11 protein-coding genes are annotated in these 12,131 nt (G+C 70.9%); 6 read left to right on the forward strand and 5 right to left on the reverse strand.

What is annotated here, in order from left to right:
- Positions 1–139: 139 nt before the first annotated feature.
- From AB0N90_RS19465 to AB0N90_RS19475, 3 genes are all read left to right on the forward strand, one after another.
- A complete protein-coding gene (locus AB0N90_RS19465) occupies positions 140–1,804 on the forward strand; it encodes a M48 family metalloprotease (protein WP_365198161.1) in 1,665 nt (554 codons plus the stop codon).
- Between the two features lie 89 nt (positions 1,805–1,893).
- On the forward strand, positions 1,894–2,994 hold the full coding sequence (locus AB0N90_RS19470) for a hypothetical protein (protein ID WP_365198164.1): 1,101 nt from the start codon (positions 1,894–1,896) through the stop codon (positions 2,992–2,994).
- Positions 2,995–3,116: 122 nt separating this feature from the next.
- Positions 3,117–4,394 carry a GNAT family N-acetyltransferase gene (locus AB0N90_RS19475; protein ID WP_361676155.1) on the forward strand — a complete coding sequence of 426 codons (1,278 nt, stop codon included), beginning with the start codon at positions 3,117–3,119 and terminating at the stop codon, positions 4,392–4,394.
- A gap of 65 nt (positions 4,395–4,459) precedes the next feature.
- Here the strand turns inward: AB0N90_RS19475 and AB0N90_RS19480 are convergent, their stop codons facing one another.
- A complete protein-coding gene (locus tag AB0N90_RS19480) occupies positions 4,460–5,500 on the reverse strand; it encodes an NAD(P)-dependent alcohol dehydrogenase (RefSeq protein ID WP_365198167.1) in 1,041 nt (346 codons plus the stop codon).
- A gap of 181 nt (positions 5,501–5,681) precedes the next feature.
- Between AB0N90_RS19480 and AB0N90_RS19485 the strand changes: the two genes are divergently transcribed.
- Positions 5,682–6,581, forward strand: coding sequence for a helix-turn-helix transcriptional regulator (locus AB0N90_RS19485; RefSeq protein WP_365198168.1), 900 nt, complete (start codon positions 5,682–5,684; stop codon positions 6,579–6,581).
- Positions 6,582–6,626: 45 nt separating this feature from the next.
- On the opposite strand, the gene AB0N90_RS19490 is transcribed toward AB0N90_RS19485, so the two are convergent.
- From AB0N90_RS19490 to AB0N90_RS19505, 4 genes are all read right to left on the reverse strand, one after another.
- Entirely contained in the window at positions 6,627–7,310 is a 684-nt protein-coding gene (locus tag AB0N90_RS19490; RefSeq protein WP_361676164.1) for an ABC transporter ATP-binding protein, read from the reverse strand.
- Positions 7,311–7,358: 48 nt separating this feature from the next.
- The gene (locus AB0N90_RS19495; protein WP_361676167.1) at positions 7,359–8,846 is read right to left on the reverse strand and encodes an FtsX-like permease family protein; all 1,488 of its coding nucleotides are present in this window, start codon (positions 8,844–8,846) and stop codon (positions 7,359–7,361) included.
- Between the two features lie 135 nt (positions 8,847–8,981).
- The gene (locus tag AB0N90_RS19500) at positions 8,982–10,229 is read right to left on the reverse strand and encodes an Ig-like domain-containing protein (RefSeq protein WP_365198171.1); all 1,248 of its coding nucleotides are present in this window, start codon (positions 10,227–10,229) and stop codon (positions 8,982–8,984) included.
- A gap of 252 nt (positions 10,230–10,481) precedes the next feature.
- The gene (locus AB0N90_RS19505) at positions 10,482–10,823 is read right to left on the reverse strand and encodes a hypothetical protein (RefSeq protein WP_361676174.1); all 342 of its coding nucleotides are present in this window, start codon (positions 10,821–10,823) and stop codon (positions 10,482–10,484) included.
- Between the two features lie 109 nt (positions 10,824–10,932).
- Here AB0N90_RS19505 and AB0N90_RS19510 point away from each other — a divergent pair, with 109 nt between their 5' ends.
- On the forward strand, positions 10,933–11,268 hold the full coding sequence (locus AB0N90_RS19510) for an LAETG motif-containing sortase-dependent surface protein (RefSeq protein ID WP_361676177.1): 336 nt from the start codon (positions 10,933–10,935) through the stop codon (positions 11,266–11,268).
- 43 nt (positions 11,269–11,311) lie between these two features.
- Positions 11,312–12,094, forward strand: coding sequence for a hypothetical protein (locus AB0N90_RS19515; protein WP_365198174.1), 783 nt, complete (start codon positions 11,312–11,314; stop codon positions 12,092–12,094).
- Positions 12,095–12,131: the final 37 nt, after the last annotated feature.

Raw genomic sequence — 12,131 nt, forward strand, 5'->3', positions numbered from 1 at the left:
AATTTCATTGCCCTTCTGACCTGCGGTAGGGCATAGTTCGGCATCCCCCCACACCGCGCCATGCGCGCGCCGGCGACGATCGGCTCCGCGTGCCGCACCTGTTTTCCTGTCTCCGAGGTCCTGTGGGGGGATCCGCCCGATGGGCGCAACTCTGCGCGCGCTGCGTGCTCTTGTGCTGCTGCTCGGCTTCTATCTGCTGAGTCTGGTCCTGCTGGCCGTGCTGGTCGGTGTCGATGTCGTCGCCTTCCGCTGGGGGCACGGCCCGGCGATGCTGAAGCTCGGCTTCGTCACGGTGCTGCTGGCCGTCCCTGTGGTGCGGGGCATGTTCATGCTGCGCACCCCGAAGGGCGAGGACGGCCCCGGGATCGATGTCACCGAGGCCGCCGAACCCCGGCTGTGGGCGCTGGTGCGGGAGGTCGCCGCGGCGGCCGGCACCCGCGCCCCCGACCGGATCCGGCTCACCGGCGAGGTCAACGCGGCGGTGAGCGAGGACCCGCGCCTGCTCGGCCTGCTCCCCGGACCACGCCGCCTCTACCTGGGCGTGCCACTGCTGAGCGGTCTGACCGAGGCGCGGCTGAGGGCCGTACTCGCCCATGAGTACGGGCACTTCACCGGCGGCGACACCCGGCTGTCCGCGCTGGTGGTGCGCGGCCGGGTGCAACTGGGGCGGGTCATCGAGCAGTTCCATGACCGGGCGGACGGCAAGGTGGCCGCCGAGCGGGCCAAGCAGGAGCAGACCCGGGCCAGGCGGGTCGCCAAGGGCAAGAAGGCGAAGCAGGTCGACACCTCGGGCTCCGGGGCGACGTACCGGATGATGGCGGCGGTCTACACCCAGTACGCCAAGCTGTATCTGCGGGCCTCGCTGTCCACGGCGCGGGGGCAGGAGTTCGCCGCCGACCAGGTCGCCGCCCGGATCGCGGGGCGGGACGCGATGGCCGCCACGCTGCGGGAGATCCCGGTGCTGTCCGTCGCGCACGGCTTCTACCTGGACTCCTACGCCACCTTGGGGCTCGGGGCCCGGCTGCTGCCGCCGCGCGGTGAGTTCTTCGGCGGCTTCGGCACGCTGCTGGCGGCACGCGCCGGGGAGCTGGAGGGGCTGCGCGCGGGGCTGCCGGAGGAGCCGGCGTCGCCGTACGACTCCCATCCGCCGATCGCGGAGCGGGTGCGGCGGATCGAGGCGCTGCCCGCGGACGGCCGCTCCGACGAGGCGACAGGCCCGGCGCTCGCCCTGCTCACCGACCCGGCGCGCACCCTGGCCGCGCTGGAGGACGCCGTCCTGACCGACGAGGTGCTGCGCTACGGGCGGGCCCCCGGCTGGCCGGAGCTGCTGAACGCCTCGATGGCCTCGGGCCTGTCGTCGGCACGGACCCCCTTGCACCAGGCGCTGGCCGCCCACACCGGGCAGCCGGCGACGCCGGCGGCGCTGCTGGAGGTCGTGGACGCGGGCGGGCTGTGGCAGCTGGCGGAGCAGTTGCCCCTGTCGGCGGAGGCGAAGGCGGCGCGGGGGCGGGCGTTCCGCGAGTTCGCGCGGCCGGTGCTGCACCGGTCGCTGCGGACCATGGTGCTGGCCGAGTTCAGCGCGCGTTCGCTGCTGAGCTGGGAGTTCTCCTGGACCGAGGCGGCCGCCGTACGACTGTCCGGTGCGGGCCCCGCGGCGGCCGACGGCGACGGACGCTCCCCGCAGGAGTCCCGGGACGAGTCCCCGGAGGAGGCCCTGGAGGCGGCGCTGGGCGCGGCGCTCGCGGACCACCCCGACACCAGCGCGTTGCGCGCCCTGCTGCCCTCGGCACCCCAGCCCGCCTGAATCACCCCGCCCTTTTCCCCCTCCCCTTTTCCCCTTCCCCTTTTCCCCTTCCCCCTTTCCCTTTTCCGAGGAACGGACCTTATTCACCGATGACCGTCCTGCTCTGGATCCTGGCCGTCCTGGCCCTGCCCCTGGTGATCGCCGCCGTGTGGTTCACCGGTGTGTTCCTGAAGGAGCTGTTCTCCCCGAGCCCGCCCGGACCGGACGCGACCGCGCTCGCCGCCGAGCGGCTGGGCCTGCTGCCCGCGGAGCGCCAGGACACCGGGCACGCCGCACCGCCGCCCGCCGCGTGGTCGGCCGCGCTGACGGCGGCACGCGGCGGCGACTGGGCACCCGCGGCCGAGCTGCTGCGGGCCAACGGACGTGACTGGGAACGCCGTTCGACGCTCACCGCCGAGCTGGGCACGCTCGCGGCCGAGGAGGACGGCTGGCTGCTGGCCTGGGAGACCGCGCGGCCGGACGACCCGGACGCGGCCGTGGTCAGGGCGCAGAGCACGGTGCGGCTGGCGTGGGATCTGCGGGGCGCGCGACAGGCCCGGTACACGAGCCGGGAGCAGTTCGAGGGGTTCGGGCGGATGCTGTCGGCCGCGCGGAAGGAGATCGCGCGGGCCGCGGAGCTGAACCCCGAGGACCCGACGCCGTACGTCGTGGAGATCTGGGTGGCGCTGGGCCTCGGCTGCTCGCACGCCGAGATGGACGAGCTGTGGGAGCGGATCACGAGCCGCGACCCGTACCACTACGGCGCCCACTACGCGGCGCTCCAGTACTGGTGCGCGAAGTGGCGCGGCTCGAAGGAGCTGGCGTTCGACTTCGCGCGGCGCGCGGCCGAGCGGGCGCCGGTCGGGAGCCTGCTGACGGTGCTGCCGCTGGTCGCGCGTTTCGAGCACGACGAGACCACCGATGTCGCGGCCGACAGCACCCCCGAGATGCTGGCCCTGGTCGACGCGGGCCTCGCGGACGCGGCGGCCTGCGCGGCGAGCGACCCCGACCGCCCTGGCCTCGCGGAGCTGCGCCATCTGCTCGCCTACTACCTGCACCTCCAGGACCGGCACGAGGCGGCGCTTGAGCAGTTCCGGCTGGTCGACGGCCATGTGGACGCGCTGCCGTGGAGCTACCGGGGCGAGGACGCGGCGGCGTACTACTGCCGGGTGCGGAACGAGACGGTGGGGATGGTGGCGGAGGCGGTCTGAGGCCGGGCCCGCCGCTGCGGGCGGTCCCGGCGGCCGGCTCCTCGGCTGGAGATGTCGTACCCCGCCCCCGCGGAGACAATGGGAGACCCCCTGAGATCCCCTTGGCGGTGAGGTGGTGTCCCATGCCCGCATGGCATCTGCGCGACTATCACGACGACGATCTCGATCAGGCCATCCAGATCTGGGACCAGTGCCGGCAGGCCGACGAGGACCCGGTGTTCCCGGTCTCGGAGGTGATGGCCGCGGCGAAGGCGGGGCAGACCGCGGTGGTCGCGGTGGTCGGGGACGAGCTGGTGGGGATGGCGGTGGCCCAGGCCCAGGGCAAGCGGGGCTGGATCCTGCTGATGGCGCTCGCCGCGCGCTGGCGCGAGCGCGGGATCGGCAGCGCGCTGCTCGCCGAGCTGGAGCGGCGGCTGCGGGCGCTGGGGGTACGGCACATCAGCGCGCTGCTGCCGGGGGGCGCGGCGGGTTCGAAGGCGCTGGCGAACAGCGGCTACCGCAGCCGTGAGGACCTCACCTACCACGAGAAGCTGGAACCGCTCGGCGCCGCGAACGCCGATGTCCTCGCCGCGCTCGGCGGGCGCATGCTGCCCGAGGGGCTGTGGGACGCGATGGCCGGGATGGAGCGGGAGAAGCAGGTCGTGGAGCGGCGGGTGGTGCTGCCGCTGACGGAACCGGCGCTGGCCGACCGCTACGGGGTGGTGCCGCCGAAGTCGGTCATCCTGTTCGGGCCGCCCGGCACCGGGAAGACCAGCTTCGCCAAGGCGGTGTCCTCGCGGCTCGGCTGGCCGTTCGTGGAGCTGTTCCCCTCGCGGCTCGCCGCCGACACCAGCGAGGGGCTGGCCACGGCGCTGCGGGACGCGTTCGCCGACCTCGCGGAGCTGGACTCGGTGGTGCTCTTCATCGACGAGGTGGAGGAGATCGCGGCCGCCCGCTCCGGCAAGGCGGTGGACCCCGGGCACGGGGTGACCAACGAGCTGCTGAAGCTGATCCCCGTCTTCCGCGAGCACGACTCACGGCTGCTGGTGTGCGCCACCAATTCCGTACGGTCCCTCGACGCGGCCTTCCTGCGGCCGGGGCGGTTCGACTACGTCATCCCCATCGGGCCGCCCGATCCGACCGCCCGCGCGGCGATCTGGGCCCGCTATCTCCGGGGCATGAACGATTCGGTGGACCTCGGGCGGCTGGTCGCCGCGAGCGAGCTGTTCACCCCGGCGGACATCGAGTTCGCCGCCCGCAAGGGAGCGCAGGCCGCCTTCGAACGCGAGGTCGCCCACCGGGAGGGCCGCCCGGCGGACACCGAGGACTACATGACCGCCATCTCCGACACCCGGCCGACCCTCACCACCCGGGCGATCAAGGAGTTCGGCGAGGACATCGACACGTACAGCAGGCTGTGACCCGCGCGTGCGTCGTGGTTGCTCGCGCAGTTCCCCGCGCCCCTTCGGGGCGCGGGGACCGAATATCAGATCGTCGCGTTGTCGATCACGAACCGGTAGCGCACATCGCTCGCGAGCACCCGCTCGTACGCCTCGTTGATCTCCGACGCGGCGATCAGCTCGATCTCCGCGCCCAGCCCGTGCTCCGCGCAGAAGTCCAGCATCTCCTGGGTCTCGGGGATGCCGCCGATGCCGGAGCTGCTGAGGCTGCGGCGGTTGCCGAAGAGGGACTGGAGGGTGATCTGGACGGGCTCCTCGGGCAGGCCCACGTTGACCATGGCGCCGTCCGTGCGCAGCAGGGACAGGAAGGCGCTGAAGTCGAGGGGGGCAGAGACCGTGTTGAGGATGAGGTCGAAGGTGCCCTTGAGGTCCTCGAAGGTCTGCGGGTCGCTGGTGGCGTAGTAGTGGTCGGCGCCCAGCTTCAGGCCGTCGTCCTTCTTGCGCAGCGACTGGGAGAGGACGGTGACCTCCGCGCCCAGCGCGTGCGCGATCTTGACGCCCATGTGGCCGAGACCGCCGAGGCCGACGACGGCGACCTTCTTGCCGGGGCCCGCGTTCCAGTGCTTCAGCGGGGAGTACGTGGTGATGCCGGCGCACAGCAGCGGGGCTGCGACGTCGAGGGACAGGCCCTCGGGGATGCGGACGACGTAGTTCTCGTCCACGACGACGTTCTCGGAGTAGCCGCCGTACGTCGGCGTGCCGTCCCGGCCCGTGTCGTTGTACGTCCAGGTGGGGCCCCGGTCGCAGTACTGCTGGAGGCCGGCCTTGCAGTTGTCGCACTCCCGGCAGGAGTCGACCATGCAGCCGACGCCCACGCGGTCGCCGACGGCGTACTTCGTCACACCGGAGCCGACCTCCGTGACGACGCCCGCTATCTCGTGGCCCGGCACCATCGGGAAGGACGCCTTGCCCCAGCCCTCGCGGACCTGGTGGATGTCGGAGTGGCAGATACCGGCGAACTTGATGTCGATCAGGACGTCGAACTCGCCCACCGCCCGTCGCTCGATCTCGGTCCGCTCCAGGGGGGCCTTCGCGGCGGGCGCGGCGTACGCGGCAACAGTGGTCATGGCGGGGTTCTCCCTCACAAGGTCTACGCATGCCCGGCTGCTTTCCACCGAGCACATTCCCAGGGTGCCTCGTGTTCCGCGGCGCACCCAGTCCACGCCTTTGCGTACGACCGCTGTGCCTACCACTGGCGGTGTCAGGCTGGCAGGCCTACGACCAGCGGGGACGACGGATACTTGCGGTATGGACGAACAGCGGGACGCCGCCGTGACCGGCCCGCCCCTGGACCGGCGGGCCGAACTCAGCGAGTTTCTGCGCAGCCGGCGGGCCCGGCTCAAGCCCGAGGACGTGGGGCTGCCCGACTTCGGCCGGCACCGCCGGGTGCCGGGGCTGCGCCGGGAGGAGCTGGCACAGCTGGCCGGGGTGTCGGTGGCGTATTACACGCGCCTGGAGCAGGGCAACGGCCGCAATGTCTCGGCGGAGGTCCTGGACTCGATCGCCCGCGCCCTGCGCCTCACGGACGCCGAGCACGCGCATCTGACCCATCTGGCCAAGCCGAAGTCGCACAAGAAGAAGCCGGCGGCCCGCCAGCAGCAGGTGCGCCCGCCGCTGCGGCAGCTGCTGGACGCGATGGAGGGCGTGCCCGCGTACATCGTGGGCCGGCGTTCGGAGATCCTCGCCTGGAACCGGATGGCGGCGGCGGTCTTCGACGACTGGGCGGAGCTGCCGGTGGCCGAGCGCAACTGGGCGCGGCTGGTGTTCCTCAAGCCCGAGTACCGGGACCTGTTCGTCGACTGGGAGCAGAAGGCGATCGACGTCGTCTGCTCGCTGCGCATGGACGCGGGCTGCTATCCGGACGATCCCCGGCTGTCCGCCCTGGTGGGTGAACTCTCCGTCAAGAGCGAGGAGTTCGGTCGGCTGTGGGCCACGCACGACGTCAAGGAGAAGAACCATGGCGTCAAGCGGCTGCACCATCCGCTGGTGGGCGATCTCGCCCTGAACTTCGAGTCCTTCCGCATGTCGGACGGCACCGACCAGTGCCTGGTCACGTATCACGCGGAGCCCGGTTCCGCGTCCGCCGAGTCGCTGCGGCTGCTGGCCAGCTGGGGCACGGACGCGACCCGCGCGGGGACCTCCGCGTAGGGCCTCCCGTCGGACGAGAGGCCCCGGCCCCCGCGCGGCCGGGCGTCAGGCGCCCGCGTTCTCCTTGACCGTGATCTTGCCCTTGCGGATGGTGGCGACCCGGGGGGCCTTCTTCGCGAGCGTGGAGTCGTGGGTGACCATGACGAAGGTCAGCCCGTGCTCCTTCCACAGCCGTTCGAGTACGTCCATGATCTCGTCCCGGGTGCTCTCGTCGAGGTTTCCGGTCGGCTCGTCGGCGAGCAGCACCTTGGGCTTCTTCACCAGCGCGCGGGCGATGGCGACACGCTGCTGCTGGCCGCCGGACATCTCCGAGGGGAGGTGGCCGAGGCGTTCGCCGAGGCCCACGGACGTCAGCGCGTCGGCGGCCAGTTCGCGGCGCTCCTTCACCTTGATGCCGAGGGGTACGAGGGCCGTCTCCACGTTCTCCTGGGCGGTGAGCGTGGGGATGAGGTTGAAGGACTGGAAGACGAAGCCGATGTTCTCGCTGCGGACCCGGGTCAGCCGGGCCTCGCTGAGCTTGGCCAGGTCGATGCCGTCCAGGACGACCTCGCCGGAGGTGGGCCGGTCCAGGCCGCCGAGCATCTGGAGCAGGGTGGACTTGCCGCCGCCGGTGGGGCCCTGGATGACCAGCCGGTCGCCGTCGCCGATGATCAGGTCGACGCCGTCGAGGGCGTGGACGCTCTCCTTGCCCCGGGTGTAACGCTTGGTGACGTTCTTGAGTTCATACATGGTGGCTCCTGGGAGGGTTTTCGGGGAGGGCGGTGGCGCGCGGCGCGGCTACTCCACCCGCCGCAGCGCGTCCGCCGGGCGCAGCCGGGAGGCCCGCCAGCCGCCGAACGCCCCCGCGATCAGGCCGCCCGCCACCGCGAGGCCGACCGCCAGCAGGATGGTCGTCAGGCTCACCGGGGCCGTGAGGGCCACTTCCAGGGACTTCGCCGCGTGCCCGGCGGAGCCGCCGGGGCCGCCGCCGAGGCCGCCGCCACCGCCCCCGCCGAAGCCGCCGCCACCGGCGCGCCCGCCGCCGAAGCCGCCGCCGCTCGAACCCAGTTGGGCCTGGAGGGTCGGGCTGATCGCGGTGACGACGTAGGCACCGGCGAGGCCCAGGGCGATGCCGAGGACGCCGCCCACCAGACCGTTGACGATGGCCTCGCCGACCACCTGCCGGGTGACCCGGCCCGACTTCCAGCCCAGGGCCTTCAGGGTGCCGAACTCACGCACCCGGCGGGAGACCGCGGAGGAGGTGAGCAGGCCGGCGACCAGGAACGCGGCCACGAGCACCGCGATCGACAGCCACTTGCCGACGTTGGTGGCGAGCGAGGAGGCGGTGGACAGGGAGCCCGAGACCGTCTTGGCGAGGTCGGAGGAGGTGGTGACCGTCGTACCGGAGACGTTCTTCTGGATGGTGCTCTTGACGGAGTCGATCTTCTGCGAGTCGGTGGCCCGCACGTAGATCGTGGTGACCTTGTTCTTCTGGTCCGCGAGGGTCTGCGCCTGCTGCAGCGGGATGTACAGGTTGGCCGCCGAGTCGCCGCTGTTCGCGGTGGCGATGCCGATCACCGAGTACTTGGTGCCCTTGATGGTGACGGTGGAGCCGACCTTGTACTTCTTCGTCTTGGCGTACGCCGAGTCGACCACGGCCACCTTGGCGTTCGTCTCGGTGGTCTTGAAGTCACGGCCGCTGGTGATCTTCGAGGAGGTCAGCGGGCCGAGCCCGGTCTGGGTGACATCGGTGCCGTAGACCGAGTACTGGTCGATGTTGAAGTCGGCGCCGCCGCCCTTGACCTCGCCCTGCGCCTCGCCGCCACCGCCGCGCCGGCCGAAGCCGCCACCGCCGCCGTTCTGCTGGAACTGGCCGCGGGTGAAACTGCCGTTGACCTTGACGACGGACAGGTTCAGCCCGCCGGCGGCCGCCGCCACGCCCTGCTGTCCGGAGACCTTGGAGACGGTGGAGGAGGCGAGGGTGGTGAAGCCCTGCACCTGGACACGGTCGCTGCTCTGCGTCGACTTGTCGCCGTCGCCCTTCGCGCCGAACTGGAAGTGGGGCCGCTGGGAGCCGTCGGCCGACGGTGTGGCCGCCTTGCTGACGGTCATGTCGGTGCCGAGGCCGTAGAGCGATTGCAGGACCTTGTCCTGGGCCTTGCCCATGCCGCTGGCCACGGAGTTGACCACGATGACCAGCGCGATGCCGAGCGCGAGGCCGGAGGCCACGACGAGCGCCGCCTTCCGGCGGCGGCGCAGTTCGCGCCTCAGGTAGGTGAAGAACATGGCCGGAACGATAAGAACGGCCCCTGACTGCTTCCTGAGGCTAACCTAAGAGCCGGTTAAGAATCCTCGCGTGCCCCGAAAACAGCGGTGCCGCCCCCGAAGGGGCGGCACTCACGGGGCTGTCGAAGGTGCGGCTCAGACGGCCGAACCGGCCTTCCACTGGGCCCAGTCCATGTTCCAGCCGTTGAGGCCGTTGTCCGGGGAGACGGTCTTGTCGCCGGTGTGCTGGATCACCACGACGTCACCGATCAGCGAGTGGTCGTAGAACCAGGCGGCCGGGGTGTTCGCGTCGCCCGCGCCCTTGACGTCCTGGAGGCCGACACAGCCGTGGCTGGTGTTGACGCTGCCGAACACCGAGGGGGCGCCCCAGTAGTTGCCGTGGATGAAGGTGCCCGAGGTGGTCAGGCGCATGGCGTGCGGCACGTCCTTGATGTCGTACTCGCCCTTGCCGTCGTCGTCGGTGAAGCCGACGGTCGCGCCGTTCATGCGGGTCTGCTTGAACTTCTCGGAGATCACCATCTGGCCCTCGTACGTGGTGTGCTCGGGGGAGCCCGCGGAGATCGGGATGGTCTTGACGACCTTGCCGTCCTGCATGACCTTCATCTGGTGGGTCTTCGCGTCGACGTAGGAGACCTGGTTGCGGCCGATGTGGAAGGTGACCGTCTTCTGCTGGACGCCGTAGACGCCGTTCGCGCCCTGGACGCCGTCGAGGGCGAGCTTCAGGGTGACGGTGGAGCCTTCCTTCCAGTAGTCCTGGGGGCGGCAGTCCATGCGGTTGGCGTTGAACCAGTGGCAGGCGACCTCCTGGCCGCTGCTGGTGCTGACCGTGACGCCCTTCTGGACGGCCGCCTTGTTGGTGATCGCCTTGTCGAAGTTGATCGAGACCGGCATGCCCACGCCGACGGTCGTGCCGTTGTCGGGGGTGAAGCTGCCGATGAAGCTGTTCGACGGCGAGACGGTGGTGAAGGACGCGTTCTCGTGGGCTATGCGGCCCTGGGAGTCCTTGGCCGTCGCGGCGATCTTGTAGGTGGTGGAGCGCTCCAGCTGGACGGTCGGCTTCCAGCTCAGCTTGTCCGCGGACAGCTGGCCGGCGACGGCCTTGCCGTCCTCGGTGGTCATGGTGACGTCGGTGAGCGTGCCCTTGCCGACCGTGACGGTGCCGGAGTTGTTGATCGACGCGTTGTCCGAGCCGTCCTTCGGGGTGACCGCGATCTGTGCCTCGGACGACTTCTTGGCGGCCGCCGCGTCGGCCTGGGCCTGCGATGATTCGCCGCTGCCATGGGCCGAGGCCTTGTCCCCTCCGGAACAGGCCGAGAGCATCAGCACACCGCCGAGCAGAGCGGACGCGGCCACCAGGCCGTTGCGCCGCTTACCGTCCGTCATCACAAGCTTCTCCATCGTTGCCGAGTCGCAGATAACCCCGAGAGTCCCCGAGTCCCCGTAGGAACCTTCAACGCTACGGCCGGTTCGTCCCGTTCCGGATCCACCGGATCTGTGGGGCACACCACGTCCGCCGGCCCATGGTGCGGTACGTCGCCGGGCGGGTGGTGGTGTGTGATCGGTCCGTGCGCCCCCTCGTACGACAAAACCCCGGACGGCAGGTCGCCGTCCGGGGTTTCAGGTGCCCCGGGACGCTCAGCCGATGCCGTCCTCTTCGTCGTCGTCCCCATCATCGCCGTCAATGTCCCATTCGGGCGAGTCCGGGTCGTAGTCGATCCGCTCACTCGACCAGGAGGCCTGCTGGAGCTCCACCCCGGGCACCGCGCTGACCAGGTCGAACGGGTCCACGAGATAGGCGAGGGCCTCCGCGGTGTCTTCCGTCACAGCGCCCTCGGCCTGGTCCCGCTCGGAGTCCGGCAGCTCGGGATCGGCCGCGAGCCGGCCCAGCGCGGCCTTGGTCACCTCGTCGTCGTCCAGGACCTCGACCACCAGCTCCACCCGAAGCCGTACATAACGTGATGTCTCTTCGTCGCTCATGGCGCGAGCGTACGGCCGAAACCTCCCGTGACTTTCCCGTGACCCGCGACTTTCACTAACATCTGCTCACACGGCCAATTCGCCAGCGTCACAAGGGGATCGATATTTCGTGTCATCCGCTCGCCGTCCGCTGCTGACCGCCACCGCCGCGGGCACTCTGCTGTGCGCCCTGTGGTTCGTCCCGTCCGCGAACGCGTCCCAGGAGGGACCGGCGCAGGACACGGCGGTCGGCTCCGTCTCGACCTTCTCCGCGCCCGTCACCGAGCAGGCAAGTGTGGTGACGGCGGCGGCCACCAGAGCCGGTTCGGGCTCGGCGGACGACTCCCGGCTCGCCGACACCGGCAGCCCGGACACCACGCCGTACATCGTCGGCGGCTCCCTGTTCCTCGCCCTCGGCGCCGGGTTCGTGGTCTATTCGGTGCGCCGCGAACGCCTGGGTTTTTAATCTCCCTTGACTGATCTTTCACAAGGCTTACATAGTTCGCCTCATGAAGAGATCATCGGGCGTGCGGCTGTGCGCCACCGTCGCCGTGAGCGCGCTGTCGTTCGCCCTTGTCACGGGGTGTTCTGACGGAGGGTCGAAGGATTCCGCGGACCAGGGTTCCGCGCGAAAGGCGCTGAGCGCCGCCGAGTTGAAGAAGCTGATCGTCACTCAGGACGAACTGCCCGGCTACGCGGTCGGGGCGGTGACCGAGGCCCGCGCCAGGCGGATCACCACCGACAAGGCGGCCTGCGAGCCCCTGACCCGGGTGATGAGCGGGCTCGCGCCCACCGGGGCCCCGGCGAGCACCGACCGCATGGTCACCGAGAACGCGAAGAAGCAGCCCTCGGCCAAGCCGACGTCTTTGGACGACCTGGACGAGGGCGAGTTCGAGAAGACGATGCGCAAGTCCCTCGACCGGGACGTCACCACGGTGGCGCTCGCCTCGTACGACGGGGACGGCGCCGAGCGGGCCCTGACATCGCTGTCCACCGCCGTGAAGGCATGCGCGGGCGGCTTCACCGGGCGGCAGGCGGGCGCCTCGGTGAAGTTCACCGAGATCGCCGCGGAGAAGCCCGCGGGCGGCGGGGACGGCTCTGTGGCGTTCGCCGCGACCATGAAGGAGGACGAGGGCGACGGCGGGGGCACGGCCCTGGTGCACGCCGAGGTGGACCGGCACGGCTCCACCGTCTCCGTCTACTTCACCTCGAACCTGGGCGCGATGATGGCCGAGCAGGCGTACACGGTGACACCCGCGGTCGTGCAGGCCCAGGAGACCAGGCTCAAGTGACGGCGAAGGGGCCCCGGACGCCGCCGGGGCCCCTCCG

The organism is Streptomyces sp. NPDC093018, assembly GCF_040684035.1.
GTDB classification, from domain to species: Bacteria; Actinomycetota; Actinomycetes; order Streptomycetales; family Streptomycetaceae; genus Streptomyces; species Streptomyces murinus.

What these genes read in the sequence shown, in the direction of transcription:
- AB0N90_RS19465 (WP_365198161.1), top strand. Translation starts at nt 140, where the DNA reads ATGGGCGCAACTCTGCGCGCGCTGCGTGCTCTTGTGCTGCTGCTCGGC.
- AB0N90_RS19470 (WP_365198164.1), top strand. Translation starts at nt 1,894, where the DNA reads ATGACCGTCCTGCTCTGGATCCTGGCCGTCCTGGCCCTGCCCCTGGTG.
- AB0N90_RS19475 (WP_361676155.1), top strand. Translation starts at nt 3,117, where the DNA reads ATGCCCGCATGGCATCTGCGCGACTATCACGACGACGATCTCGATCAG.
- AB0N90_RS19480 (WP_365198167.1), bottom strand. Translation starts at nt 5,500, where the DNA reads ATGACCACTGTTGCCGCGTACGCCGCGCCCGCCGCGAAGGCCCCCCTG.
- AB0N90_RS19485 (WP_365198168.1), top strand. Translation starts at nt 5,682, where the DNA reads ATGGACGAACAGCGGGACGCCGCCGTGACCGGCCCGCCCCTGGACCGG.
- AB0N90_RS19490 (WP_361676164.1), bottom strand. Translation starts at nt 7,310, where the DNA reads ATGTATGAACTCAAGAACGTCACCAAGCGTTACACCCGGGGCAAGGAG.
- AB0N90_RS19495 (WP_361676167.1), bottom strand. Translation starts at nt 8,846, where the DNA reads ATGTTCTTCACCTACCTGAGGCGCGAACTGCGCCGCCGCCGGAAGGCG.
- AB0N90_RS19500 (WP_365198171.1), bottom strand. Translation starts at nt 10,229, where the DNA reads ATGACGGACGGTAAGCGGCGCAACGGCCTGGTGGCCGCGTCCGCTCTG.
- AB0N90_RS19505 (WP_361676174.1), bottom strand. Translation starts at nt 10,823, where the DNA reads ATGAGCGACGAAGAGACATCACGTTATGTACGGCTTCGGGTGGAGCTG.
- AB0N90_RS19515 (WP_365198174.1), top strand. Translation starts at nt 11,312, where the DNA reads ATGAAGAGATCATCGGGCGTGCGGCTGTGCGCCACCGTCGCCGTGAGC.